Genomic DNA, 25,508 nt, shown 5'->3' with positions numbered 1-25,508 from the left:
AGGGTGCGGCGTTTATTTTCCCGCTGCGGCGGCGATGGCTGGGAGCAGGTCGCGTTCGACGCTGCGGGCATCGAAGGGGCCGACCTTCTTGAAAAGGATCGTGCCATCAGCGCCAACCAGATAACTTTCGGGAATGCCGTAGACACCCCAGTCGATTGCCGCCTTGCCGTTTGGATCGACGCCTATCGCGGCAAAGGGATTGCCGAGTTCGCCAAGGAAGCGCAGCGCATTATCCTGCTTGTCCTTGTAGTTGATGCCGACGACGGTGATGCGGCTGTCCTTCGCCAGTTCCTGAAGCAGCGGGTGTTCCTGCCGGCAGGGAATGCACCAGGAGGCGAAAACATTCACCAGCGTCAGCTTGCCGTTGATGGCGGCATCGGTGAGTGCCGGCCGGTTCGAGCCCTCCAGCGGCGGCAGCGAAAGGGCAGGCGCCTTGGTGCCGATGAGGGCCGAAGGAATGGCGCTGATGTCAAGCCCGTTCACATCCTGATCGTAGAGCATCTTGCCGGCCACAAGGGCAAAACCGCCGAAAAGCAGCAAGGGCAGAAGCGCCAGCGCGTAACGTGCGCGGCCCGTCGTTTTGGCCTTGGTGTCGTGGTCCGTCTGCGTCATTGCGCGTCACCTGAAGAACCGGCTCTTGCCCTGCGGCGCACGCCGGAGGCCTCCAGCTCCTTGAGTTCCCTCTTGCGCGCCTGACCGTCCATGACGACCCAGGCGATGAGACAGAGAACGACAAGGCCGGTCGCCGCATAGGACATGCCGATATAAAAGGCGTGTGTCATCCCTTCAGCCCTCCCGGTTCGCCATGCGGGCGGCAAGCCGTCGCTGCGCGGCCACGCGCCGACGCCAGATTTCATTGCGCATGGCTGCGATATGCAGGGTGAAGAACAGCAGCGTGAAGCCCACGGCCATGGTCAGTAGCGGCCAGAGGAATTCCGCATCGATGGCGGAACCGCCCATGCGGATGACGCTTGCCGGCTGGTGCAGCGTGTTCCACCACTCGACCGAAAATTTGATGATGGGGATATTCACGAAACCGACGAGGATCAGCACGGCGCTGACGCGGGCGGCTCTGGACGGATCGTCCATGGCGCGGTTAAGCGCGATCAGCCCCAGATACATCAGGAAGAGGACGAAAACGGAGGTCAGCCGTGCATCCCACACCCACCAGGTTCCCCACATGGGCTTGCCCCAGAGCGAGCCGGTGACGAGCGCAATCAGCGTGAAGGCCGCGCCGATGGGGGCCGCGGCCTTGTGGCTGACATCCGCCAGCGGGTGGCGCCAGACGAGGGTGCCGATAGCGGAGACCGCCATGACCGAATAACACATCATGGCGAGCCAGGCTGAGGGCACGTGCACATACATGATGCGCACCGTGTAACCCTGCTGGTAGTCGCCTTCGGTGGTGAAGGACAGATAAAGACCGGCGGCCAGCACCAGCGCCGTGAGCGCAGCGAGCCATGGCAGAATACGTGCCGCCAGCGCCAGAAACCGGGTGGGATTGGCGAGATCACTGAATTTGGTGATGGTGAAGGTCTGCTCGTTCATGCCGTTTGTGTAACCCGAGAATGGCCGCCCCGCAATTGATCCCTGTCAATCGGGGATCGTCTGGCGTGGTTTCATCAATCCATAACATTGCGCAGCGCCAAAGCGGCGAAGAAAGGTCCGGTCACGGCTGAAAATAACGTGATCGCGCTCAAAATGAGAAATGGCGGCATGAAGGGCGCCGGGTCCTGTACCGCCGCATAGGAGGCGCTGACGCCGAAGATCAGCACGGGAATGGCGAGCGGCAGGACGAGGATGGAAACCAGAAGCCCTCCGCGCGGCAGGGCAACGGCAACCGCCGCCCCCACCGCGCCGATGAAGGTGATGGCAGGTGAGCCGACGAGAAGGGTAAGCATCACGGCGCCGATCGCCACTTCGTCCATGTTCATGAAGAGGCCAAGCAGAGGGGAGGCAAGCACCAGCGGCAGACCGGTCGTGACCCAGTGTGCCAGGCATTTCACGAACACGGTCAGCACCAGCGGGGTTTCCTGCATCAGGATCAAATCGAGGGAGCCGTCATCCCGCTCGGCCTGAAACAGCCGGTCGAGGCCGAGAAGGGCGGAGAGCAGCGCGCCAATCCAGACGATGGCCGGGCCGATGCGCGCAAGCAGGTTGAGATCGGGGCCGACGCCGAAGGGGATGACGGCAACCACTGTCATGAAAAACAGCACGCCGATCAGCGCGCCGCCGCCGGCGCGGATGGAGAGTTTAATATCGCGGAGGAAGAGGGCGGTCATTGGGGGGACCTCGGTGGGTGTGGCTTACCCCCCTCTGCCCTGCCGGGCATCTCCCCCTCAAGGGGGGAGATCGGCAAGAGGCCCCTCCACCACTCCATTCTCGAGCGTTGAGATTGTCGAGACCTAGCCGCAGATCGATCTCCCCCCTTGAGGGGGAGATGCCCGGCAGGGCAGAGGGGGGTATGCCACACGCGCATCGCCTTCATACCCAAGCCTCCACACCCGCAAACCCAGTCATCCGCAATTCCCGCGCACTCTCCAGCCCCAAAGGCTGATGGGTGGCAGCCAGAACGATACCGCCTTTCGCAAGGTGGTTTTTCACGAGATCGGTAAACATCCCATCCGCCGCCTTGTCGAGCGCCGCGGTCGGCTCATCGAGAATCCATACCGGTCGCCAGGCAATCAAGAGTTTCGCCATGGCAAAACGCCGTTGCTGGCCGGCGGAGAGATAACCGAAGGGCAGGTGGGTAATGCCGGCGAGGCCGACGATCTCTGCCGCCTCATCGATCGCCATGCCTGTTCCTCCGGAAAAATCGCCAAGGAAGTCTTTCCAGAAGCGCAAGTTTTCCGAAACGGTCAGTTCGGTCTTCATGGCATTGCGATGGCCGAGATAATGACAGGCCTCCGAGGGCCGCATGTCAGGATCAACTCCTTCGCCGGCTATCTTCACTCGCCCCAGCTCGGGGCGCAGCAGGCCCGCCACCGTGCGCAGCAGCGTGGATTTTCCCGAACCGTTGCGGCCGGTCAGCACAAGAGCCTCACCATCGCTTAACTTGAAGGAAATATTCATGAATATGAAATCTTCGCCGCGTCGCACGCCAAGATTTTCCGCCGTCAAATCCATGCTGCGGTTCCGTTTCAGATTTCGTCGTCTCGATAAAAAAATCGATTAGCTTCGTTGAATGGTCTGGCACGTTTCTCTGAAATTATCTATATGGGTGTCAACCACGCCAGCGGCCGGCGTGAACATCATCTTGCGCCGGACTTGACGATTGCGAGGAGCAATTTTCACGTGCGGACAGCGGAAATGGTCGTACCCGCATCCTGATGTGCATGAGTGCATAGGTGTCCGCACGAACGTGTTGGCTATCAGTGTAAGCGGGGTTTTTATCCATGCCCAAATCACTCGACAGTTTCAAATGTCGTTCCGTCCTTACCGTCGATGGTAAGGACTACGTCTATTTCAGCCTTCCCAAGGCTGAGGCCAATGGTCTGAAGGGCGTTTCCAAGCTGCCCTATTCCATGAAGGTTCTGCTCGAAAACCTCCTGCGTTTCGAGGACGGCCAGTCCGTCACCAAGGAGCATATCCTTGCGGTTTCCGAATGGCTGAACAACAAGGGCCTGACCGAAACCGAAATCGCCTATCGCCCCGCCCGCGTTCTGATGCAGGACTTTACCGGCGTTCCCGCTGTGGTTGACCTTGCCGCCATGCGTGATGGCATCAAGGCGCTTGGCGGCGATCCGGAAAAGATCAATCCGCTCGTTCCCGTCGACCTCGTCATCGACCACTCTGTTATCGTCGATGAATTCGGCACGCCGAGCGCCTTTGCCCGCAACGTCGAACTGGAATATGAACGCAATGGCGAGCGTTATCGCTTCCTGAAGTGGGGCCAGCAGGCGTTCAAGAACTTCCGTGTGGTTCCGCCAGGTACCGGCATCTGTCACCAGGTCAACCTCGAATATCTCGGCCAGACCGTCTGGACGAAGGAAGAGGACGGCGAAACGATCGCTTACCCGGATACCTGCGTCGGCACGGATTCGCACACGACCATGATCAATGGTCTCGGCGTTCTCGGCTGGGGCGTCGGCGGCATCGAGGCTGAAGCGGCCATGCTCGGCCAGCCGGTCTCCATGCTTCTGCCCGAGGTTATCGGCTTCAAGCTGACCGGTAAGGTAAAGGAAGGCGTGACCGCGACCGACCTCGTGCTGACCGTGGTGCAGATGCTGCGCAAGAAGGGCGTTGTCTCCAAATTCGTCGAATTCTTCGGTCCCGGTCTCGATTCGATGTCTCTGGCCGACCGTGCCACCATCGGCAATATGGGCCCGGAATATGGCGCGACCTGCGGCTTCTTCCCGGTTGATGGCGAGACCATCAATTACCTGACCATGTCCGGTCGTGCCAAGGATCGCATCGCGCTCGTCGAAGCCTATTCGAAGGCGCAGGACATGTGGCGCACTGGCGACGGTTCAGACCTCGTCTTCACCGACACGCTGGAACTCGACCTTGGCGACGTCGTGCCGTCGATGGCCGGCCCCAAGCGTCCTGAAGGCCGCCTGCCGCTCGAAACCATCGCACCGAATTTCGCGACGGCTCTTGAAAACGACTACAAGAAGCCCGGCCAGCTTTCGAGCCGTTATGCGGTCGAAGGCGAGGAGTTCGATCTCGGTCATGGCGATGTGGCGATTGCCGCCATCACTTCCTGCACCAACACCTCCAACCCCTCGGTCCTTATCGCCGCTGGCCTTCTTGCCCGCAACGCCGTCGCCAAGGGGCTGAAGTCCAAGCCGTGGGTGAAGACGTCGCTCGCACCCGGATCGCAGGTTGTTGCCGAATATCTCGACAAATCCGGTCTGCAGAAGGATCTCGATGCGATCGGTTTCAACCTCGTCGGTTTCGGCTGCACGACCTGCATCGGCAATTCCGGCCCGCTGCCGCCGGCGATCTCCAAGACGATCAACGACAAGGGCCTGATCACATCAGGCGTCCTTTCCGGCAACCGTAACTTTGAAGGCCGTATTTCGCCAGACGTTCAGGCGAACTATCTGGCCTCTCCGCCGCTCGTCGTTGCCTATGCGCTTGCCGGCACGGTCCAGAAGGACCTGACCAAGGAGCCGATCGGCGACGACCAGAACGGCAACCCGGTCTATCTCAAGGATATCTGGCCGACCTCCAAGGAAATCCAGGAATTCATCCTGAAATATGTCACCCGTGAACTCTACGAAACGAAGTATGCCGACGTGTTCAAGGGCGATGCGAACTGGCAGGCGGTTCAGGTTCCTCCGGGTCAGACCTATGCCTGGGACGACCAGTCTACCTATGTTCAGAACCCGCCCTATTTCGTCGGCATGGGCAAAAAGGGCTCGGGCCTCAAGAACATCAAGGGCGCGCGCGTCCTTGGTCTCTTCGGCGACAAGATCACCACCGACCATATTTCTCCGGCCGGTTCGATCAAGGCTGCTTCGCCTGCCGGCGCCTATCTGACGGAACATGGCGTCGCGGTTGCCGACTTCAACCAGTACGGCACGCGCCGTGGCAACCATGAAGTGATGATGCGCGGCACCTTCGCCAATATCCGCATCCGCAACCACATGCTCGGCCCGAACGGCAAGGAAGGTGGCTACACCATCCACTATCCGTCCAAGGAAGAGATGTCGATCTATGACGCGGCGATGAAATACAAGGCGGAGGGCGTCCCGCTCGTCATCTTCGCCGGTGTCGAATATGGTAACGGTTCTTCCCGCGACTGGGCGGCGAAGGGCACCAACCTGCTCGGCGTCAAGGCCGTCATCGCGCAGTCTTTCGAGCGTATCCACCGCTCGAACCTCGTCGGCATGGGCGTCGTTCCCTTCGTTTTCGAGGAAGGCACGACCTGGGCAAGCCTCGACCTCAAGGGCGACGAAATCGTCGAGATCGATGGTCTTGAAGGTGAAATCAGGCCGCGTGAAAAGAAGATCGCCAAGATCACCTACAGCGACGGTTCGGTGAAGGAAGTTCCGCTTCTTTGCCGCATCGATACGCTGGATGAAGTGATCTACATGAACAATGGCGGCATTTTGCAGACCGTTCTTCGCGATCTGGCGGCATAAAGCTTCAACAATCGAAGACGCCGGGAGAAATCCCGGCGTCTTTTCGTTTCAAGTCTCTTTTTTTGTGATTGTCGCTCACCCCTTCGTGACTTTCTATTGAAGGGCAATAGACGTTATTTTCCGGTTTGCATCCCGGCAGGATTGATCGCATCAATTCGTCTGGATCTCTTCCGGACAAAGGTTTTTGTAATGCCATTGAAATTCCCCCTGTCGATATGTCTTCTCGGCACGTTTCTCGTCACCTCCGCGCAGGCGCAGGAGGCCGTGAAGGGCGTTGTCGAATTGTTCACATCGCAGGGATGCTCATCCTGCCCACCGGCCGATGAGGCCCTGCGCAAGATGATCCAGAAGGGCGATGTCGTCGGTCTTTCCTACCATGTCGATTACTGGAACTATCTTGGCTGGAACGATTCGCTGGCATCGAAGGAAAATACCGACCGGCAATATGGTTACATGCGGGCGCTGGGCCGTAACGGGGTCTATACGCCGCAGGCCATTCTGAACGGCCGCGACCACGTCAAGGGCGCGGATGTCCGCGGCATCTATGACAGGCTCGACGCGTTCAAGCGCGAGGGCAAGGGGCTGAACGTGCCGGTCTCGTCGAAATTTGCCGGTGATGAGGTGGAGATCGATATTGGCGCCGGAAGCGGCAAGGCCGATGTTGTCGTCGCCTATTTCACCCGTGAGCAGACGGTCGATGTGCAGAAGGGCGAAAACCAGGGGAAAAAAATGTCCTACTGGCATAGCGTCTACGACGTGCAGACGGTCGGCATGTGGGATGGTTCGCCGATGACGGTGAAGCTTCCGGCGAGCGTGGTGGCCAAGGTGAAGAAGGGCGGCTGCGCCGTGCTGTTGCAGACGGCCAATGCCAGCGGCGATCCCGCGGCAATCGTCGGTGCAAGTATTTTGCTGGGAAATGAAAAGCCATAATCGCCGACCTGGCGATGGAAGATCCGGTCCGGGCATTGGGGGCTGGGGGTAAAGGGTCAATGCACCGGACCGGGTCATCTTGGTGCCTAGGCATCAATTGACAACAGGACTATTCCACCCAATTCAGGCCATGGTTTGACCGAAATACGGCAGCCCATGTGAAAATGGCTGCCTAAATGGTTACCATTTTTAACCCCTGCTTTTGCCGTTGGCACTTGCTCCAGGGGGATACTAGCGCGACATTCTGTGTTGCTGCCTTGTGATCCCGCTGCCATTCGAAGGCTCGTCAGGCATGCCCCGGAATTCCCTGTCCTGTGCGCCATGCCGGTGCAAAGACTTGCAATTTCACCTTCCCAGGCTCACACTGCACGGATGATTTGGGTGGAATCGGAGGTATTGGATGACCGATCAACCGGATGTGCAGCAGGTGCAGACCGCTTCACGTGACAATTCCACCGTTATCGATCTCCGCGAATATAAAAAGAACAAGGACCCTTTGCCGGTCACCTTTCACCGCCGCGAGCTGGATGCGATCCTGCGCATCTATGGCCGCATGGTGGGAGAGGGCGAATGGCGTGACTACGCCATCGATCACCTGAAGGAAAAGGCGGTGTTTTCCGTCTTTAAACGTTCAGGTGAAATGCCGCTCTTCAGGATCGAGAAAACCCCAAAGCTGGCGGCGAAACAGGGCGCCTACTGCGTGGTGAATACTGATGGCCGCATTCTCAAACGTGGGCATGAGTTGCCGCAGGTTCTGAAGATCTTCGACAAGGTTTTGAAGCTCATCGAGTGAGCTTTCGCAGAAGCGGATTGCCCGCAGGCGCGGGACGCTCTGGCGGATAAGGGTGAAGAATCTTTCCAAATAAAAAGGCGGCCGATGGGCCGCCTTTCGTATGTCTGGCAATCGAACCCTTAACCTTAGTCGTCGCGGTTTCCGAGGAACTGCAGGAGGAAGGTGAAGAGGTTGATGAAGTCGAGATAGAGCGTCAGCGCGCCCATGATGGCCTTGCGGCCGGCCACGGCAACATCGTCAGCATCGAAATACATTTCCTTGATCTTCTGGGTGTCGTAGGCGGTCAGGCCTGCGAAGATCAGCACGCCGATCGCGGAAATCGCGAACTGCAGCGCGGAGGATGCAAGGAAGATATTGACGATGGAAGCGATGATCAGGCCGAACAGACCCATGATCAGGAACGAACCGAAACCGGAAAGGTCCTTCTTCGTCGTATAACCGTAAAGCGAGAGCGCGCCGAACGAGGCGGCGGTCACGAAGAACGTCTGCACGATGCTCTGGCCGGTGAAGACCAGGAAGATCGAGGACAGCGAGACGCCCATCAGCGCCGCGTAGACCCAGAAGGTCGTCTGGGCGGCGGAAACGCTCATGTTCTGGATACGGAAGCTAAGGAAGAAAACCAGTGCGAGCGGAGCCAGCATGACAACCCAGCGCAGCGGCGACGCATAAAGCAGCTGGGCGAAAGCCGGGTTGGAAGCGGCAAGCGTATAGGTGCCGAACGCTGCAACGCCGGTGATGACCAGAGCCAGCGCCATCAGGTTATAAACCTTGAGCATGTAGGCGCGGAGACCTTCATCGATCATCGCACCAGTCTGTGCACGGGTCTGCGCCATGCGGTTCTGGTAGTTATTGAAGTCAGCCATTGTTTCCTCTTTTGAGCTCCGTGATTGCTACGGTGTCGGGATACCTCCCGGGCGCCGCTGCGGAGCTTCAGCAAGCCTGCTCAAGAATATGATGGCAGAACGTGTCCGATACAAGGCCTTATCATATCGAAAAGACACCATATGCGCGAAAAGCGCTCACGTTTTGGCGATCATTACAAAGAATTAATCGCTAAAGTTAAGCGGCGCACAACCGGCGATCATTCCCCTGCCTGCCTGAGAACCGGAGCTGCCTTCTGCCCGAGAATCCGCCAGGTGCCGATGAGGCCGATGCCAACAGTCATGACGAGGGCGACGACAAGCGTGCCGATCGCCACGTCCGGCAGGAAGCTGGAGGGCAGCTTCATGATGCGGGCGATCACGAACCATGCGGAGACGCCGCCGGCGAAAAGCGCGAAGACGGCGGTGGCGAGACCGAGCATCATATATTCGTAGGAGAAAGCCCGAATGAGCAGGTTACGCGTGCCGCCCAGCGTTTTCAGGATGACCGCGTCATGGGTGCGGGCGCGGTTGCCGGCGGCAAGGGCGCCGGCGAGAACAAGGACGGAGGCTATCAGGGCGACGGCGGCAGCGGCGCGGATGGCGGTGGCGAGCTGGCCGACGAGCCGGTTGACGACGTCCAGCGCATCCTTGACGCGCACGCTGGTGATCGTCGGATAGGTGTTGGTGACGGCGCGCAGGATACGGCCTTCGTCGCTTGCGGAAGCGGAAGGATCGGCGAGTGTCGCCAGCCAGGCATGCGGTGCGCCGCGGAAGGTGTTCGGTGAGAACACCATGACGAAATTGATCGACAGGGATTCCCATTCGACATTGCGCAGATTGGCGATCTTCGCCGTGATGCTGCGCCCGAGCACGTTGACGGTCACTGTGTCGCCAATCTTGAGGCCCAGTTCCCCGGCTTCTTCCGCCGCGAATGAGACCAGCGGCTCGCCGCTATAATCCGGCCCCCACCACGTTCCCTCTGTCAGCGTCGCGTTTTCGGGAACATCCTGGGAATAGGTGATGCCCCGGTCTCCACGCAGCACCCAGCGTCCGGACGAGGGCACATTCATTTTCGTTACGTCCTCGCCGTTAAGCGCCAGAATGCGTCCGCGCAGCATCGGCACTTCGGTAAGGGTGCCTTCCGGCGCTTCCCGCTTGAGAAGATCGCGGAAGCCCTGAACTTCACTACCCTGAATATCGACGAAGAAGAAATTCGGCGCCTTTTCCGGCAGACTGTCCGTCAGTTCGCGGCGCAGATTGCCGTCGATCAGCGTCAGCGTCACGAGCAGGGTCAAGCCGAGGCCGAGGGAGAGGACGACCGAGGGGGTGAGTGCGCCGGGACGGTGAATATTGCCGATCGCCAGGCGAAGGGCTGCCGAATGAACGCGGGGGCTGCGTTTGGCGATGGCCTTGACGCCGGAAGCCACCAGCCGCAGCACCACGAAGGCAAAGGCGATGGCCGCAAGGAAGACCGAGGCGATGAAGCGGTCTTCCGCCGAAAAGATGGCAAGGGCCGCGAGCGCCGCCAGTAGCAGGCCGGTTGCGGCGAGATAGGGCCAGGATGGCCAGCTTCCTTCTTCGAACCCCTGTTCGCGGAAAAGGGCCGTTGCCGGCACCTCACGCGCCTGGCCGAGCGGCACGATGGCGAAGGCGAGTGTCGTCAAGAGGCCGAACAGGGCGGCGAGACCGAGAGCGCTGGGGTAAAAGGCTAGCTCTTCCGGCACGGGCAATACGCCTTCGAGAAAGCGCATCGCGATAAGCGGTGCGACAGCGCCAACGGTAAGGCCTATCACGATGCCGACGATGGCAATGAAAGCGATCTGGAAGAGATAGGTCATGGTGACCACGGAGGCCGGTGCGCCGAGGCATTTCAGCGAGGCGATGGTGGTGCGCTTGGAATCCAGAAATGCGCGAACGGCATTGGCGACGCCGACCCCGCCAACGATGAGGGCGGTGAGGCCAACAAGCGTCAGGAATTGCGAGAAGCGGTTGACGTTTTCGGTAAGCGAAGGTGCTGCCCGGTCGCTGGTGCGGATGGACCAGCCCGCATTCGGAAAGGCCTTGTTGGCCGCGTCGTTCATGGTTGCCCGCGCCGAAGGATCGTTCAGTCTGATCTTGTAGGCATGTTCGACGAGGCTGCCGGTTTGAACAAGGCCGGAGGCGAAGAGGGCGTCGCGGCTGACCAACAGCCTTGGGGCAAAACCGAAACTATCCGAGAGTGCATCCGGTTCGTCGACCACGGTGCCGGTCAGTCTCAGCTTCATATTGCCGAGCAGGATTTCATCGCCGACGTTGATTCCCAGCCGTTCCAGCAGGAGCGGCGCGGCGAGGGCGCCATAGGTGTCGCCGCTGCCGGTCAGAAGTTCAGATAGCGGCCGGTTCGGCTCAGCGACGAAAGCGCCATAGAGCGGATAGGCGCCGTCAACCGCCTTTACTTCCGTCAGGGTCTGTTGGGACCCATCGGCAAGACGTGCCATGGAACGCAGCCCGGTGGAGACCGCAACGGTGCCAAGATCGTCGAGATAGGCCCGTTCCTCCTGCGTCGCCTCCCTGTTGCGCAGTTCGAAGCGCACGTCGCCCGCCAGAATCGATTGACCTTCCGTCGCAATGGCGCTGGTGACCGCACGCGAGACGGAATTGACGGCGGCGATGGCGCCGGTTCCGAGTGCGATACAGGCGAGGAAAATGTAAAAGCCGCGCAGGCCGCCGCGGATTTCGCGCCGCGCCAGCCTCGCGGCGTTTCTGATATTGGCGAAAGACGGGAGAATGGAGCCGATCATGCCGATACCGCCCGCGCTACCTGGGGGCGGGCGGTATCGCCCTCAATCTCGCCGGAGCGCACTTTGATCTGCCGTGAGCAACGGGCGGCAAGCGACGGATCGTGGGTGACGAGCACCATGGTCATGCCGCGTTCGGCCTGTTTGGCGAAGAGAAGATCAGCGATCTGCCTGCCGGTATCGGTATCGAGATTGCCCGTCGGTTCGTCGGCGATCAGCACGGCCGGCGATGGTGCGAGCGCGCGGGCGATGGCGACACGCTGCTGCTCGCCGCCCGATAGCTGGCCGGGATAATGGTTGAGGCGCTCCCCAAGCCCGACGGCGACGAGTTCGCGTCTGGCGATCTCGAAGGGGTTCGGAGCATTGGCCAGTTCCAGCGGAACGGCAACGTTTTCCAGCGCCGTCATATTGGCGATGAGGTGGAAGGATTGGAACACAATGCCGATGTTCCGGCCACGGAAATCCGCCAGCGCATCTTCGCCGAGCTTGTGCAATTCGGTATTCGCAATGACGATTTCGCCGCTGTCCAGCCGTTCGAGACCGGCAAGCACCATCAGAAGCGTCGATTTTCCCGAACCGGAAGGGCCGACGATACCCACCGCCTCACCTTCCCCGATGGAAAGATCGATGGTCTTGAGAACGTGAACGGAGGCGGCGGCGTTGCCGAGGGTGAGGTCGGCCTTCTTCAGCTCTATGATGCTTTTCGTCACAATTCTCGTTCCTATATAGGGTGATGAAAACAGTCTGGCGGTCGATGCGGTCGGTGTTTCAGACAATGCGAACCAAGTTAGGAAAGCCGTAATGAGATTTAAAGCTGCCCTGTTTCACTTCATCGTCATTTTTGCCGCGGCCTTTTCCGCCCCGCTGGCCGTGGCCCAGGAGCGGTCATTGCAACTGGTCGGCCTCGGCGACAGCCTCATGGCGGGGTATCAGCTGCCGCCCACCGATAGCTACACCGCACAGCTTGAAGCTGCATTAAAGGCGAAAGGCATCAACGTCGTCATTACCAATGCCGGCGTCTCCGGCGATACCTCCTCCGGCGGTCTGGCGCGGGCGGAATGGTCGGTTCCCGATGGTACGGACGGGGTGATCCTTGAACTTGGCGCCAATGACGCACTGCGCGGTATCGCCCCCGAACAGACCGAAAAGAACCTTGACGCCATTATTTCCGGTTTTCAGAAGCGCAACATAGCCGTGCTGCTCGTCGGTATTATGGCGCCGCCGAATATGGGTGGTGATTACGCCGGACGCTTCAACCCGATCTTTCAAAAGCTTGCCGAAAAATACAACCTGCCGCTTTATCCCTTCTTTCTGGATGGCGTGGTGACGGATGATGCGCTGAAGCTGGATGACAAGATGCACCCCAATACCAGGGGGGTGGCGACGATGGTCGAAAAATCTTTGCCGGCTGTTGAAAGCTTCATCAAGACAATCGGTGCGCAAAAAAAATAAGCACTTGCGCCCGTCTGCATTGCGTGATTCGCTATGCTTGTTCTGCCAAGAGATTCGGGGAGCTCGCCATGCCGAGACTGTTTACCGCCCTCGAAATTCCGCGCAATGCGGCTATGAGCCTCTCATTGTTGCGCGGTGGTCTGCCGGGAGCCCGGTGGATCGATGTGGAGAATTATCACATAACCCTGCGTTTTATCGGTGACATCGACGGGCGGACCGCCGATGAGGTCGTCGACCGGCTGGATCGGATCGAAAGGCCGGAGTTTCAGCTCAACCTCACCGGTATGGGGTCTTTCGGTTCCAAAAAACCGCATTCTATCTGGGCCGGGGTTTCGCCCTCACCGGAGATGCATGCGTTACAGGCGGAAATCGAGAGGATTTGCCAGAGGATCGGTCTCCCGCCCGATCCGCGCAAGTTCATGCCGCATGTCACGCTGGCGCGGTTGCGCTCCTCCCGCGTGGACGATGTGGTGCAATATCTCTCCGGACGCGGCAACTTCCGCACCTCGCCTTTCACGGTCGGCCGCTTCGTGCTGATGTCGTCGAAGGAATCGGTAGGCGGCGGGCCTTATATCGTTGAAGAGGCGTTCCCGCTTCACGAAGCGCGGTCGAGTTCCATCTTTTCGAGCAACGACCTGCATCCCGCCAAGAGCATGTTGTAGACCTTGAGGAACCCGTCCTCGGCCCCGTAATAGGGATCGGGGACGTTCTCGCGGCGACCGGCGGCATAGTCCATGAAGAGATGGATCTTGTGCCGGTGCCCCTCAGGGCTTGCTTGAAGCAGTTTCGCCAGATTGTTTTCGTCCATGGCGAGTATCAGGTCGAAGGTATCGAAATCCGCCCGGGTGACCTGCCTTGCCCGTTGCCTTGAAATATCGATGCCGTGTTGTCGCGCCATGGCGATGGAACGCGGATCAGGCGCGTCACCCGCGTGCCAGCCGCCGGTGCCGGCGGAATCGATGGTGAGCTGGTCAGATATGACCGTGTCGTCGGCTAGATGTCTCAAAACGCCTTCGGCAAGCGGCGAACGGCAGATATTGCCCATGCAGACAAAAAGAATAGCTGTATGTTTCATGGAATATGCGTCGATCCGGTCGTTGGAGCGTTAATGGGTCTCAAGCGGAGGCAAGTTCATGAAATATCCCAGACTCGAGCCGGACGCCATCCGGCAGTCCCTGTCGAAACTCGAAGGCTGGTCCCTGCGGGAAGACGGGGCGGCGATTGTCCGTTCCTTCAAGTTTTCGAGCTTTGCGGAAGCTTTCGGTTTTATGGCCGAATCAGCACTTGCCGCGGAAAGGCTCAATCACCATCCCGAATGGTCCAATGTCTATTCGCGGGTCAAGGTCTGCCTCACCACCCATGATTCGCAGGGCGTCACGGAGCGGGACTTTCTTCTGGCCGAAGTCATGGAGAAGGCGGCTGCGGGCCGAAACAATTGAACGGCGGACCTTAAACCCCATATAATAGCCGTGACCGGAGGACCGTCGATCATGGATGATGTGAAAATCGGTGAAATTCTTCTGCCGGGTGAAACCGACAGGCAGCAGGAGCGCGAGACTGTGGTGCGGGCGAAATTCTGGCCCAAGCTGAAGCGCGTGATGTCGAAAGTGCCCTTCGCGCGCGATGCGGCCGCCGCCTATTATTGCGCGATCGACCGCGATACGCCGTTGCGCGCCAAGGGTATCATTCTGGCGGCGCTTGCCTATTTCATCATGCCGATGGATGCCGTGCCTGATGTGCTGGCCGTGATCGGATTCACCGATGATATCGCCGTTATCACGGCCGCGCTCGCCATGATCCGCGCCCATATCAAGATGGAGCATTACGAGGCGGCTGACGCCATGCTGAAGCGGCAGCAGGAAGCTGGGTAACGCCTCTGTGATCTGCCCGTCCGGGCGACCCCGGCGGGGGACAAATTCTTGCCTGAATTTATGTGTCATACACACGAAGGAAGGGTGTTTCGCGCCCTTCCCCTCAGGGCGTCGGGAGTCGCCAATCTGTAACACCGCAAGACGTTTCCGGCATTTTATACGTGTTGTTGACGGTTTGGTAACCGCTTCCCGACCACAATGAGAAAAGACGATCCGCACCTGAACGTGGCCGATCCAGAAACTGGGCTCGCCGATGCTTCGGGCCAATGGAAGACAATAACCCGGCAGGAAATTCTATGTTTGTAAGAAGTGTAGCAACCGCAGCGGCCATTTTGCTGACCAGCGTCGGCGTAGCATCTGCACAGTCGCCCACGCGCATCCAGCAGTTCAATGCTTGGGGTGCCTATTCGTACAAATCGGGCAACAGCACCGTCTGCTACGTTCTTTCCATTCCGACCGCCAAGGAACCGGCGAGCGTCGACCACGGCGATATCTTCTTCATCGTCTCGCAGCGCCCGGGCCAGAACATTTCCTATGAGCCGCAGGCCATGGTGGGTTACCCGCTGAAGCAGGGTTCCAAGGTCAATGTGACGATCGACAACAGGAACTTCGTCATGTTCACCAAGGACAAGGCTGCCTGGGTTGAAAACGCCGCTGAAGAGCCTGCTCTCGTGGCCGCCATGAAGGGCGGCAAGTCGATGACCGTCAAGGCCACCTCCGGCCGCGGCACCGCGACATCCTATTCCTACTCGCTTTCGGGTATTTCGGCTGCTCTCAAGCAGATCGAGAGCTGCAAGTAATCCCGACGTTTTATTGTATTCGACAATGGCCGGTCCTTGACCGGCCATTTGCGTTTTTACCAGTTTGATGCTAAAGGCGCGGCAACATTGACAGGCGGATGCGCGCAAAGTGCTCCGCCTTTGATTTTCTCGACATGCCGACGATTTTCCGCCTATCCGACAGGCCGGTCGTGCGATGCATGGAATGATGGGATAGCGTGATGTCCGTAATGCAAGCTCCTGCCGGCCTGGCAATCAAAACCCCGCTGATCGCCAATAGCGATCTGATGTCGGGCAAGCCGTCGCTGATCGGCATGACCCGTGAAGAAATGGGTGAGGCGCTTTCGGAGATCGGTGTGCCGCAGAAGCAGGTGAAGATGCGCGTCAGCCAGTTGTGGAACTGGCTTTATGTGCGCGGTGTCTCCGATTTCGACAATATGACCAATGTCGCCAAGGAGCTTCGTGAGAAGCTGAAGGCCGCCTTCACCATCGCCCGCCCGGAAATCGTCGAGGAGCAGATCTCCAATGACGGCACCCGCAAATGGCTGATGCGCTTCCCGCCGCGTGGCGCCGGACGTCCGGTCGAAATCGAGACGGTCTATATTCCCGAAGAGGGGCGCGGCACGCTGTGCATCTCGAGCCAGGTGGGCTGTTCGCTGACCTGTTCCTTCTGTCACACCGGCACACAGCGTCTTGTGCGCAACCTGACGGCCGAAGAAATCCTCTCCCAGCTTCTGCTGGCGCGTGACCGGCTGGGTGATTTTCCCGATGGTTCGACGCCGGTGGGCGCCTATGTGCCGAGCGAAGGCCGCAAGGTTTCCAACATCGTGATGATGGGCATGGGCGAGCCGCTCTATAATTTCGAGCATGTGAAGACCGCGCTTCTGATCGCCACCGATGGCGATGGCCTGTCGCTCTCCAAGCGTCGCGTGACGCTCTCCACCTCGGGCGTCGTGCCGGAAATCTTCCGCACCGGCGATGAGATCGGCGTGATGCTGGCGATTTCGCTGCATGCGGTGCGTGACGAGTTGCGCGACATGCTGGTGCCGATCAACAAGAAATATCCGCTGAAAGAGCTGATCGAGGCCTGCCGCAAATATCCGGGCCTTTCCAACGCCCGCCGCATCACCTTCGAATACGTGATGCTGAAGGACGTCAATGACAGCCTGGAAGACGCCAAGATGCTGGTGCAGCTTCTGAAGGGTGTACCGGCCAAGATCAATCTCATTCCCTTCAATCCCTGGCCGGGCACCAATTATCAGTGCTCGGACTGGGCGCAGATCGAGAAGTTCGCCGATTTCATCAATCAGGCGGGTTATGCCTCGCCGATCCGCACGCCGCGCGGCCGCGATATCCTCGCCGCCTGCGGTCAGCTGAAGTCGGAATCCGAGCGCATGCGCAAGACCGAAAGGCTGGCTTTCGAGGCGATGATGATCGCAAACCACGGCGCAGATGACTGAATCAGCCGCAATTGCGCCATAAAGCTTGATTTGCCGCGGTTCTCTGATTGATTTCGTTCTGTCTTGTTCCTAAGAAGACGAAAACAGGGAACCAACAGGAGGATATCCATGCGCGCATTCATTCTGGCTCTCGCTGCCGCGAGCGCCATCGTTCTGCCGGCCAAGGCCGAGAACGTCACCGTCGCCGTCACCGCCATCGTCGAACATCCGGCGCTTGATGCCGCCCGCGATGGCGTGAAGGCAGCCCTTGCCGAAGCCGGTTACAAGGAAGGCGAGAACCTCAAGTTCCTGTATGAGTCCGCTCAGGGCAATCCCGGCACCGCAGCGCAGATCGCGCGCCAGTTCGTGGGTGGCGCCCCGAACGTCATCGTGCCGATCTCCACGCCGTCGGCGCAGGCTGTCGTTGCGGCCACGCGCGATATTCCCGTTGTCTTCACGGCGGTCTCCGACCCGGTCGGCGCACAGCTCGTCAAGAGCATGGAAAAGCCCGGCGGCAACGTGACCGGTCTTTCCGACATGTTGCCGGTTGGCGAGCATCTGGCGCTCATCAAGGAAATCTCGCCGAACGCCAAGTCCATCGGTTTCATCTACAACTCGGCTGAAGCCAATTCCGCCTCGACGCTCGCTTTGCTGAAGGCCGAAGCAGACAAGGCTGGTCTGAAGGTTGTCGAATCCGTCGCCACCAAGTCCGCTGAAGTTCAGGGTGCAACGCGCGCTCTGGTCGGTAAGGCTGATGTGATCTACGTTCCGACCGACAACACCATCGTTTCCGCTTTCGAGGCGGCAGCCGGCGTTGCGAGCGAAGCCAAAATCCCGCTTTATGCCGCGGACACGGATTCTGTTGCGCGCGGTGCGATTGCGGCCCTCGGCTTCAACTATTTCGACGTTGGCAAACAGACGGGCGCTGTCGTTGTCCGTATCCTCAAGGGTGAAAAGCCGGGCGACATTCCGGCCACTGTCGCTGTCGGTACGGATCTGGTGATCAACAAGAAGGTGGCGGCGCAGGTCGGCGTGACCTTCCCTGAAAGCGTGACCAAGCGCGCCACCAAGATCGTCGACTAACCGAAACCAGACTGAATCGCGGGCGGCGGTAATTTCGCCGCCCGTTTTACGTGGCACGAGACGGTGCCCGTCTCCGCCTGATGGCGGCAATAACAAGGACATTACCGTGAGCCAAATCGCCTTCTGGGGTGCCGTGGAGCTGGGACTGGTCTTCGCTTTCGTGGCGATCGGCGTTTATCTCGCTTTCCGGGTGCTCGATTTTCCTGACCTGACCGTGGACGGTTCGTTTCCGCTCGGCGCCGCCGTTGCTGCCGTGCTGATCATCGCCGGTCTGAATGCCTGGGTTGCTACGGCGGTTGCCATGGTTGCCGGTGCAGCTGCGGGCGTCGTCACCGCCACGCTCAACGTGCGTTTTAAAATCCTCAATCTGCTTGCCTCGATCCTGACGATGATCGCGCTGTTTTCCGTGAACCTGAGGGTGATGGGAAAGCCGAATGTGGCGCTGCTCAATCAGGACACGATGATCTCGCCGTTTTACGGTCTCGGCCTGTCGGAATATCTGGTGCGGCCGCTGTTCGTCGGCGCATTGGTGTTGATCGCGGTCATTCTGGTCTGGCGTTTCCTCGAAAGCGATGCCGGCCTTGCCATGCGCGCCACGGGCGCCAACGCCCGGATGGCGCGCGCCCAGGGCGTGAAGACCGGTAACCAGATCTATCTCGGCATGGCGCTTTCAAACGCGCTGGTGGCGCTTGGCGGCGCATTGTTTGCGCAGACCAATGGTTTTGCCGATGTGACCTCCGGTGTCGGCACCATCGTCGTCGGGCTTGCGGCCGTCATCATCGGCGAGACGCTGTTCGGGGCGCGCGGCATTCTGATCGCGCTGATCGGCTGCGTCTTCGGCTCCATCGCCTATCGTCTCGCCATCCAGCTTGCCCTGTCGAGCGACGTGCTGGGTCTCAAGGCGTCCGATCTCAATTTTGTAACGGCGGTACTGGTGGCCATCGCGTTGATCCTGCCCCGACTGCGCCGTGGGGGAGCAACATCGTGATTTCCCTTTCCGACATCCAGGTCGTCTTCGGGCGCGGCACGCCGCTGCAAAAGCAGGCGCTGTCCAAGATCGACCTCACCATCGAGGATGGCTCCTTCGTCACCGTCATCGGCTCCAATGGTGCCGGCAAATCAACGCTGCTCGGAGTTTTGGCTGGCGATGTTCTGCCGACGGCGGGCAAGGTTGTGATCGGCGGCGCCGATGTTACCCGCAAGCCGACCGCCAGCCGGGCGGGACGGGTGGCGCGCGTGTTTCAGGATCCGCTGGCGGGCAGCTGCGGCGCGCTCACCATCGAGGAAAATCTGGCGCTGGCGGCGTCGCGCGGCGAGCGTCGCGGCCTTCTGCCGGCGCTTGGGCGCGGCCGGCGGGATTTCTTCAAGGAGCGCATCGCTTCGCTCAATCTCGGGCTGGAAAACCGCCTGAAGGACCGCATGGATCTTCTGTCCGGCGGCCAGAGGCAGGCCGTCTCGCTCGTCATGGCGACGCTCGCTGGCTCGGATGTGTTGCTTCTCGACGAGCATACGGCGGCGCTCGATCCCGGCATGGCAGAATTCGTGATGGAACTGACCCGCAAGGTGGTGACTGAGCGCAAGCTGACGACGCTGATGGTCACCCATTCCATGCGTCAGGCGCTGGACTATGGCACCCGTACGATCATGCTGCATGCCGGTGAGATCGTACTCGATGTTTCCGGCGACAGCCGCAAGGATCTCGAGGTCGAAGACCTGATCGACATGTTCCGCAAGATACGCGGCCAGAAGCTCGACGACGATGAGTTGCTGATCGGCTGATTGCAGGAAAGGCGCCTCCCGGCGCCTTTTTTTGCCTTCAGCGCGTCTGTGTGAAGAAAATCTTGACGGCGAAGAGCGAAAAGACGCCGGCGATCGTATAATCCAGCCCGCGCAGAATTTTCCGGTTGCGTTGCAGCCAGGCGGAGAGGACATCTGCGGCAATCACGATGCCGATGCCGATCGGCAGCGCGACGATGATCGACCAGATGCCGAGGAAGATCAGCTTGCCTGTCACATGCGGATCGGACGCGCTGACGAATTGCGGCAGGAAGGTCATGAAAAAGATGATGATCTTCGGGTTCAGCAGGTTGACCCAGATGCCGTTCAACAAGGCCGATTTCAGCGAGGGTTGCGCCTTCTCGCCGGTGCTTTTCACCATCACGAAATCCGAGCCCTTGCGGATCGCCTGAATGGCGAGCCAGACCAGATAGGCTGCTCCGCCAGTCTTCAGGATCAAGAAGGCTGTCGGTGAGGCGACGATGAGGGCGGCGACGCCGAAAGCGACGAGCATCGTGTGGACGGTGATGCCGATATTGGTTCCGACAAGCGTCATGAACCCTGCCGCCCGGCCCTCGCGCAGCGAGCGGCTGATCCACAGCGTCATGTCAGGCCCCGGCGTCACCGCCAGAAGCAGAATGGCGATGGTGAAGGCGATCAATGTTGGCAGATTTGGAACGAAATCCATCGCGGCACCCAAAAAACTGGAGATTGTCGTTGCTTAACGTGGTTTTGCGTTTCTGCCAATATTTTTGAGCGCCAATGGCGGCGGCCCAGTGGAAGCCGCCGCAATGGCCTCATCGCGGCGGCCCGGAACGTTCAGTTTTTCAGGAAGCTGGAGAAGGCCGCAGAATATTCGGTATGCCAGCGCGACAGCGGCGGGCGGTTCTGGACGATGTCATAGGCCGCCCAGAGAATGCGCTTCTCATCCGTGGGGCGGTCCACCTCGCCATCCGGGCAGAGAATGTAGAAATCGCCGCGGCCGATGCTTTCGACCATGAAATCCACGGTCTGTTCGCCGGTCCATGCGCCCTCCGGCTTTTCCGTCCTGCCATGGGCGGTAAGGCCGGTGAAGACGTAACCGGGGATCAGCAGATGGGCCGAAACCGAGCTGTTCGGCACATTGCGCAATTCATGCTGAAGCGCTTCCGTGAAGGTTTTGACGCCGGCCTTCGAGACATTATAGGCGGGATCGCCGGGAGGCGTGGTGATACCCTGTTTCGAGCCGGTATTGATGATGAGCGCCGGCTCCCCATGGGCGATCATGCCCTGGCCGAAGACGCGGCTGCCGTTCACCACGCCCATCAGATTGACATTGATGACCTTTTCCCAATTGGCCTGCGGGCCGAAAATGGCGCTGCCCGGCTGGATGCCGGCATTGTTCATCAGCACGTGAACGCGTCCGAAGCGCTGGATCACGGCGCGTTCCAGCGCCTCCAGCTCATCGAGTTTCGATACGTCGGTCGGGATGGCGACGATCTGCGCCTCACCGTCCTTAGCGACGGTCAGAATATCCGCATGGGCTGCGGCGAGCTTGTCGCCATCGAGATCGGCGAGCACGACGCTCATGCCGAAACCGGCGAATTTGCGGGCGGCGGCAAGTCCGATGCCGGACGCCGCACCGGTGATGACGGCGACATTATCTTCCTTGAATGCGGGGTGGATGGTCGTCATAGGTTTCTCCTTCGCGTCGTTTCTGCTGTTTCCAGCGGTTTGCAACGTTGCCTGAACCTCACTGGCTTCATTCACGGTCTTCAAGTCGATCGCGCCGCTTTATGATAAAGCGCGAATTTTCTAAATGCATGTGACAATTGCTTCGTTCCCATCGGCGCGGCCGGTCACCACCCGCGTCATACGCGCCCATCAATTGTTTTGTCGCTTATCTCACGGAAAAGCGCTTCACACATTTCGGGTTGCACTGTAAAAGTGCCGAAATCCCAAGGAAATGGCGGTGTCCAAATGCCGTCATCATGCAGATGGACATCATTATGGCACTTCCGAAAGACGTTAAGAAAGTCGTCCTCGCCTATTCCGGCGGTCTCGACACCTCGATCATCCTGAAATGGCTTCAGACGGAACTCGGCGCTGAAGTCGTGACCTTCACCGCCGATCTTGGCCAGGGCGAAGAGCTCGAGCCGGCGCGCAAGAAGGCCGAGATGCTGGGCATCAAGGAAATCTTCATCGAGGACGTCCGCGAAGAATTCGTGCGTGATTTCGTATTCCCGATGTTCCGCGCCAACGCCGTTTATGAAGGCGTCTATCTGCTCGGCACGTCGATTGCCCGTCCGCTGATTTCCAAGCACCTGATCGAGATCGCCAGGAAGACCGGCGCCGACGCCATCGCCCATGGCGCCACCGGCAAGGGCAACGATCAGGTTCGTTTCGAGCTTTCGGCCTATGCGCTGAACCCTGATATCAAGATCATCGCTCCCTGGCGCGACTGGACGTTCAAGAGCCGTACGGACCTCCTGAACTTCGCCGAACAGCACCAGATTCCGGTCGCCAAGGACAAGAAGGGCGAGGCGCCTTTCTCCGTCGACGCCAACCTGCTGCACTCGTCTTCCGAGGGCAAGGTTCTGGAAGACCCGGCACAGGAAGCGCCTGAGTATGTGCACATGCGCACCATTTCCCCGGAAGCGGCCCCGGATAAGGCGACCGTCATCAAGGTCGGTTTCCGTAAAGGCGATGCCTGCTCCATCAACGGCGTTGAAATGTCGCCCGCCACGCTTCTTGCAACGCTCAACAATTACGGTCGTGAAAATGGCATCGGCCGCCTCGATCTGGTCGAGAACCGCTTCGTCGGCATGAAGTCGCGCGGCGTCTACGAGACGCCCGGCGGCACCATCCTGCTTGCCGCGCATCGCGCCATCGAATCCATCACGCTTGACCGGGGTGCAGCCCACCTCAAGGACGAGCTGATGCCGCGTTACGCCGAGCTCATCTATTACGGCTTCTGGTTCTCGCCAGAGCGCGAAATGCTGCAGGCGCTGATCGACAAGAGCCAGGAACATGTGGAAGGCGAAGTGACGCTGAAGCTCTACAAGGGCAATGTCATGGTGACTGGCCGCGAGAGCGCCAAGTCGCTCTATTCCGACGCGCTGGTGACCTTCGAAGACGACCACGGCGCTTACGACCAGAAGGATGCGGCTGGCTTCATCAAGCTCAATGCGCTGCGCCTGCGCACGCTCGCAAAGCGTAACCTCAGCAAGTAATCATGCTGTTGTGGAAATAGGCAAAACCGTCGGCGGTAACGCCGGCGGTTTTTTTATGTCTCCCGTCTGGAGACGATGCGGAAACCGACATAGCTGGCGACCGCGGTGAATTCCATCACCGGGATGATGATGCCGAAGCCGATCAAGGGTGAGCCGATAAGCGAGGCCGCCGCACCGCCGGCAAAACCCGATCCCATCTGGATGAAGCCCATCATCGCCGATGCCGAGCCGGCAATATGCGGGAAGGGCGCGAGCGCCGCCGTTACCATGGATGGCGTCAGCAAGGCGATGCCGATTGTCGCCACCGCCACGGGTCCCATGATCGAGAGGAAGGACGGCGGTATCAGGAATACCGACAAAAGGATGAGCAGACCGCCCGTTCCAGAAAAACAGAGGCCAAGCATGACCGAATGACGGTCACCCAGCCGCGGTGCGATGTAACGCAGGACGATGGACCCGAAGAAATAGGCGCCGGTCTGCATCAGCATGCCGACACCGAAAGCGGTAGGTGTCATGCCGACCTCGTTGATGAGGATGAAGGTCAGCATGGTAGCCTGGGCATATAGCGCGCCGATGGACCCGCCGAGCACCAGTGCGGCCAGAAGAAAACGCGGCGCTGTCAGCAATGTCCTATAGGCCGACAGGAGGCGGCGCGGGCGGATCAGACTTCTGTCCGGAACCGTCGTTTCGCGCAGAAAAACCGCGACGGAGAAGATGGCGGCGGCCCCGAGGCCGGCCATGAGGAAAAATACCGACTTCCAGCCGAAAGCCGCAAGCGAAAGCCCGCCGATCGTCGGACCCATGGCCGGGCCAACCGCCAGCATGATGCCGATGAGGTTCATGATGCTGGAGGCATCAGGGCCGGTAAACTGGTCCCGCACCACGGCGCGCGCCACCGTCATGCCAACCGAGGCCCCGATGCCCTGAACCAGCCGGGCGAAGAGCAGCACTTCGATTGTCGGTGCGAAAATCGCCAGCAGCCCGCCGCCCAGAAAGATCGAAAGGAAGACAAGGCTTGCCCTGCGCCGCCCGAAAGCATCGGATGCCGGCCCGGCGAGCAGTTGCGCCACGGCGAAACCGGCAAAATAGAGCGACAGGCTGAGTTTTACGGCGGATTCCGTGGTGGCGAAAACCCGTGTCAGCTCCGGCATGGCCGGTGTGTAGATCGCCATGGAAATTGGCGCCAGCGCCGTCAGCAACGCTCCGAGTATGGCCGTGCGTTTTCTGGACATGATCGTTTCTGGCGGCATTGCGTATCAGCCGTTCTGGCCCGGCTGTTCCGGCTGCAGATTATTGCGAAGCGTCCGCAGGAAACTGCGGAAGAGCGCCACTTCTTCGTCGTTCAGACCCTGTGTGGCGTGGCGCACGAGTTCATCGATTTCCTGCCCGACGGCCTCCAGCATGTCGGCGGAGTTCTTTGTCAGCACGATGCGTTTGGAACGCCTGTCCTGCGGATCCTGCTGGCGTTCGATGAGATCGAGGGATTGCAGCTTGTCGAGATAGGCGCAGATCGTCATCGGCTCGATGCCGAGACGGGCGGCAATATCCGACTGTTTGCTGCCATCGACGACGGCTACCGTCAGCAATGCGCGTGCTTCACCGGGGGTCAGGCCTAGTCCTGCTTCAGAAATACGGCGCTCAAATGCACTGTTCAGCAGGCGTGCGCCGCTGTTCAGCAGAAATGCCAGGGAGTCTTTTTCGCGTTTCGTGCCCATGCTTCGCCTTTTCGTAAGTCAGCCTTACTAAATTCCGGGCGATAATCAATGGTACACAAATCATATTGTCGAAAATCGAGTAAAGTATGCATCAGTTCGCTTGCTGGATGCCCACCAGCATAGTCAGTAATCGTTACACTAAAGCAAAAAAAGACAGGATGTCCTGCATTTTTTCCAGTTCGTCTGCCGTGCCGATGGAACGGGCAATTTCGGCCCGATTGGAGAAATAGGCGATAAAGTCGAAATCCGTATCGTCGGTCACATCGGTGATGTCGATCACGTCGCCATTGGCCGTCAGCGTCTGCGCCGGCAGTTCAGATGAAAGTTCAACCAAGATGTTCTGGCTGATCTTTCCCGAATCGTAATATTCTCGGGCGATTTCCCGCAATTCGCGGGGACTGATATGGGTAAAGTCGATGCGTTTTACCGTCTCTTCGAAGCCTGCGCCCGCGTCGGATTTGTCGGTCTTGCCGAAATCGGCGCTGCCCACGGATCTCGCGTTTCTGGAATTGTCCCTGAAAAGGAAATTATTAGAAGCCCTTAAAGAATAAATCTCCATAATACATATCTCCATCATGGGATATTATTTCAGGAAAACAGATCATGCCGTCATCGTTTCGGTCAATACTTGATCGTGACGGCGGTTGCGTATTCCACACCAAATTCCGGCATTGAATTGGCGGTGGAGGCGTGCCCATATGGGTTTAAACGGGAATTATACAAGGAAGA

At 59.4% G+C, this 25,508-nt stretch carries 28 protein-coding genes; 13 read left to right on the top strand and 15 right to left on the bottom strand.

Going from position 1 to position 25,508, the window contains the following annotated elements; all coding sequences use genetic code 11:
* Positions 1-12: 12 nt before the first annotated feature.
* From N5D22_RS14635 to ccmA, 5 genes are all read right to left on the bottom strand, one after another.
* Complete coding sequence (locus tag N5D22_RS14635; protein ID WP_279656613.1) at positions 13-612, bottom strand: DsbE family thiol:disulfide interchange protein; 600 nt, start codon at positions 610-612, stop codon at positions 13-15.
* Positions 609-782 (bottom strand): heme exporter protein CcmD, encoded by a 174-nt coding sequence (ccmD, locus tag N5D22_RS14630; RefSeq protein ID WP_279656614.1) that lies wholly within the window; start codon positions 780-782, stop codon positions 609-611. The genes N5D22_RS14635 and ccmD overlap by 4 nt, the downstream gene beginning before the upstream one ends.
* Positions 783-786: 4 nt before the next feature.
* On the bottom strand, positions 787-1,548 hold the full coding sequence (locus N5D22_RS14625; protein ID WP_035261524.1) for a heme ABC transporter permease: 762 nt from the start codon (positions 1,546-1,548) through the stop codon (positions 787-789).
* A 74-nt stretch (positions 1,549-1,622) separates the two neighbouring features.
* Complete coding sequence (gene ccmB, locus N5D22_RS14620; protein ID WP_080815619.1) at positions 1,623-2,282, bottom strand: heme exporter protein CcmB; 660 nt, start codon at positions 2,280-2,282, stop codon at positions 1,623-1,625.
* Between the two features lie 202 nt (positions 2,283-2,484).
* Positions 2,485-3,126 carry a heme ABC exporter ATP-binding protein CcmA gene (ccmA, locus tag N5D22_RS14615; RefSeq protein ID WP_279656615.1) on the bottom strand — a complete coding sequence of 214 codons (642 nt, stop codon included), beginning with the start codon at positions 3,124-3,126 and terminating at the stop codon, positions 2,485-2,487.
* A gap of 269 nt (positions 3,127-3,395) precedes the next feature.
* On the opposite strand from ccmA, the gene acnA reads away from it, so the two are divergent.
* On the top strand, positions 3,396-6,089 hold the full coding sequence (gene acnA, locus N5D22_RS14610) for an aconitate hydratase AcnA (RefSeq protein ID WP_279656616.1): 2,694 nt from the start codon (positions 3,396-3,398) through the stop codon (positions 6,087-6,089).
* Between the two features lie 4 nt (positions 6,090-6,093).
* Here the strand turns inward: acnA and N5D22_RS14605 are convergent, their stop codons facing one another.
* Positions 6,094-6,285: a hypothetical protein gene (locus N5D22_RS14605; RefSeq protein WP_279656617.1), complete on the bottom strand. Its 192-nt coding sequence runs from the start codon at positions 6,283-6,285 to the stop codon at positions 6,094-6,096.
* On the opposite strand from N5D22_RS14605, the gene N5D22_RS14600 reads away from it, so the two are divergent.
* Together N5D22_RS14600 and N5D22_RS14595 are read left to right on the top strand one after the other, a co-directional pair.
* Positions 6,279-7,019: a thioredoxin family protein gene (locus tag N5D22_RS14600; protein ID WP_279656618.1), complete on the top strand. Its 741-nt coding sequence runs from the start codon at positions 6,279-6,281 to the stop codon at positions 7,017-7,019. The genes N5D22_RS14605 and N5D22_RS14600 overlap by 7 nt on opposite strands.
* Positions 7,020-7,419: 400 nt before the next feature.
* The gene (locus N5D22_RS14595) at positions 7,420-7,812 is read left to right on the top strand and encodes a DUF2794 domain-containing protein (protein ID WP_279656619.1); all 393 of its coding nucleotides are present in this window, start codon (positions 7,420-7,422) and stop codon (positions 7,810-7,812) included.
* Between the two features lie 125 nt (positions 7,813-7,937).
* Here the strand turns inward: N5D22_RS14595 and N5D22_RS14590 are convergent, their stop codons facing one another.
* The 3 genes from N5D22_RS14590 to N5D22_RS14580 form a co-directional block, all read right to left on the bottom strand.
* Positions 7,938-8,675, bottom strand: coding sequence for a Bax inhibitor-1/YccA family protein (locus tag N5D22_RS14590; protein WP_279656620.1), 738 nt, complete (start codon positions 8,673-8,675; stop codon positions 7,938-7,940).
* Between the two features lie 218 nt (positions 8,676-8,893).
* A complete protein-coding gene (locus N5D22_RS14585; RefSeq protein WP_279656621.1) occupies positions 8,894-11,455 on the bottom strand; it encodes an ABC transporter permease in 2,562 nt (853 codons plus the stop codon).
* Positions 11,452-12,162 (bottom strand): ABC transporter ATP-binding protein, encoded by a 711-nt coding sequence (locus tag N5D22_RS14580; protein ID WP_279656622.1) that lies wholly within the window; start codon positions 12,160-12,162, stop codon positions 11,452-11,454. The genes N5D22_RS14585 and N5D22_RS14580 overlap by 4 nt, the downstream gene beginning before the upstream one ends.
* A 91-nt stretch (positions 12,163-12,253) precedes the next feature.
* Between N5D22_RS14580 and N5D22_RS14575 the strand changes: the two genes are divergently transcribed.
* Together N5D22_RS14575 and thpR are read left to right on the top strand one after the other, a co-directional pair.
* A complete protein-coding gene (locus tag N5D22_RS14575) occupies positions 12,254-12,904 on the top strand; it encodes an arylesterase (protein WP_279656623.1) in 651 nt (216 codons plus the stop codon).
* A gap of 68 nt (positions 12,905-12,972) precedes the next feature.
* Positions 12,973-13,566, top strand: a complete 594-nt coding sequence (gene thpR / locus N5D22_RS14570) for an RNA 2',3'-cyclic phosphodiesterase (protein WP_269828499.1) — start codon at positions 12,973-12,975, stop codon at positions 13,564-13,566.
* On the opposite strand, the gene N5D22_RS14565 is transcribed toward thpR, so the two are convergent.
* Positions 13,500-13,979, bottom strand: a complete 480-nt coding sequence (locus tag N5D22_RS14565) for a low molecular weight phosphotyrosine protein phosphatase (protein ID WP_279656624.1) — start codon at positions 13,977-13,979, stop codon at positions 13,500-13,502. The two genes, thpR and N5D22_RS14565, sit on opposite strands and share 67 nt — an antisense overlap.
* A gap of 58 nt (positions 13,980-14,037) precedes the next feature.
* On the opposite strand from N5D22_RS14565, the gene N5D22_RS14560 reads away from it, so the two are divergent.
* The 7 genes from N5D22_RS14560 (at position 14,038) to N5D22_RS14530 (ending at position 19,855) form a co-directional block, all read left to right on the top strand.
* Positions 14,038-14,343 (top strand): 4a-hydroxytetrahydrobiopterin dehydratase, encoded by a 306-nt coding sequence (locus N5D22_RS14560; RefSeq protein ID WP_279656625.1) that lies wholly within the window; start codon positions 14,038-14,040, stop codon positions 14,341-14,343.
* A gap of 51 nt (positions 14,344-14,394) precedes the next feature.
* Positions 14,395-14,775, top strand: a complete 381-nt coding sequence (locus N5D22_RS14555; protein ID WP_003523181.1) for a YkvA family protein — start codon at positions 14,395-14,397, stop codon at positions 14,773-14,775.
* Positions 14,776-15,071: 296 nt separating this feature from the next.
* Complete coding sequence (locus N5D22_RS14550) at positions 15,072-15,575, top strand: invasion associated locus B family protein (protein ID WP_279656626.1); 504 nt, start codon at positions 15,072-15,074, stop codon at positions 15,573-15,575.
* A gap of 266 nt (positions 15,576-15,841) precedes the next feature.
* Positions 15,842-17,014: a 23S rRNA (adenine(2503)-C(2))-methyltransferase RlmN gene (rlmN, locus tag N5D22_RS14545; protein ID WP_142913030.1), complete on the top strand. Its 1,173-nt coding sequence runs from the start codon at positions 15,842-15,844 to the stop codon at positions 17,012-17,014.
* A gap of 108 nt (positions 17,015-17,122) precedes the next feature.
* Complete coding sequence (locus N5D22_RS14540; RefSeq protein WP_279656627.1) at positions 17,123-18,076, top strand: ABC transporter substrate-binding protein; 954 nt, start codon at positions 17,123-17,125, stop codon at positions 18,074-18,076.
* 106 nt (positions 18,077-18,182) lie between these two features.
* A complete protein-coding gene (locus N5D22_RS14535) occupies positions 18,183-19,064 on the top strand; it encodes an ABC transporter permease (protein ID WP_279656628.1) in 882 nt (293 codons plus the stop codon).
* Entirely contained in the window at positions 19,061-19,855 is a 795-nt protein-coding gene (locus N5D22_RS14530; protein ID WP_279656629.1) for an ABC transporter ATP-binding protein, read from the top strand. The genes N5D22_RS14535 and N5D22_RS14530 overlap by 4 nt, the downstream gene beginning before the upstream one ends.
* A gap of 37 nt (positions 19,856-19,892) precedes the next feature.
* Here N5D22_RS14530 and N5D22_RS14525 read toward each other — a convergent pair whose 3' ends face one another.
* A complete protein-coding gene (locus N5D22_RS14525; protein WP_279656630.1) occupies positions 19,893-20,540 on the bottom strand; it encodes a LysE family translocator in 648 nt (215 codons plus the stop codon).
* 131 nt (positions 20,541-20,671) lie between these two features.
* Positions 20,672-21,526: an SDR family NAD(P)-dependent oxidoreductase gene (locus tag N5D22_RS14520; protein ID WP_279656631.1), complete on the bottom strand. Its 855-nt coding sequence runs from the start codon at positions 21,524-21,526 to the stop codon at positions 20,672-20,674.
* 314 nt (positions 21,527-21,840) lie between these two features.
* Here N5D22_RS14520 and N5D22_RS14515 point away from each other — a divergent pair, with 314 nt between their 5' ends.
* Positions 21,841-23,064: an argininosuccinate synthase gene (locus N5D22_RS14515; protein WP_279656632.1), complete on the top strand. Its 1,224-nt coding sequence runs from the start codon at positions 21,841-21,843 to the stop codon at positions 23,062-23,064.
* 53 nt (positions 23,065-23,117) lie between these two features.
* Here the strand turns inward: N5D22_RS14515 and N5D22_RS14510 are convergent, their stop codons facing one another.
* The 3 genes from N5D22_RS14510 to N5D22_RS14500 all read right to left on the bottom strand — a co-directional run bounded on the left by N5D22_RS14510 (position 23,118) and on the right by N5D22_RS14500 (position 25,269).
* A complete protein-coding gene (locus N5D22_RS14510; RefSeq protein ID WP_279656633.1) occupies positions 23,118-24,314 on the bottom strand; it encodes a multidrug effflux MFS transporter in 1,197 nt (398 codons plus the stop codon).
* 6 nt (positions 24,315-24,320) lie between these two features.
* Positions 24,321-24,779, bottom strand: a complete 459-nt coding sequence (locus N5D22_RS14505; protein WP_279656635.1) for a MarR family winged helix-turn-helix transcriptional regulator — start codon at positions 24,777-24,779, stop codon at positions 24,321-24,323.
* Positions 24,780-24,912: 133 nt separating this feature from the next.
* Complete coding sequence (locus tag N5D22_RS14500; protein ID WP_279656636.1) at positions 24,913-25,269, bottom strand: hypothetical protein; 357 nt, start codon at positions 25,267-25,269, stop codon at positions 24,913-24,915.
* Positions 25,270-25,508: the final 239 nt, after the last annotated feature.

The sequence above is a fragment of the Agrobacterium sp. GD03872 genome, from assembly GCF_029840625.1.
In the GTDB taxonomy this organism is placed as follows: domain Bacteria; phylum Pseudomonadota; class Alphaproteobacteria; order Rhizobiales; family Rhizobiaceae; genus Agrobacterium; species Agrobacterium fabrum_A.
Note: the sequence above shows the minus strand (reverse complement) of the source record. Positions and strands in the feature narration are given on the sequence as shown.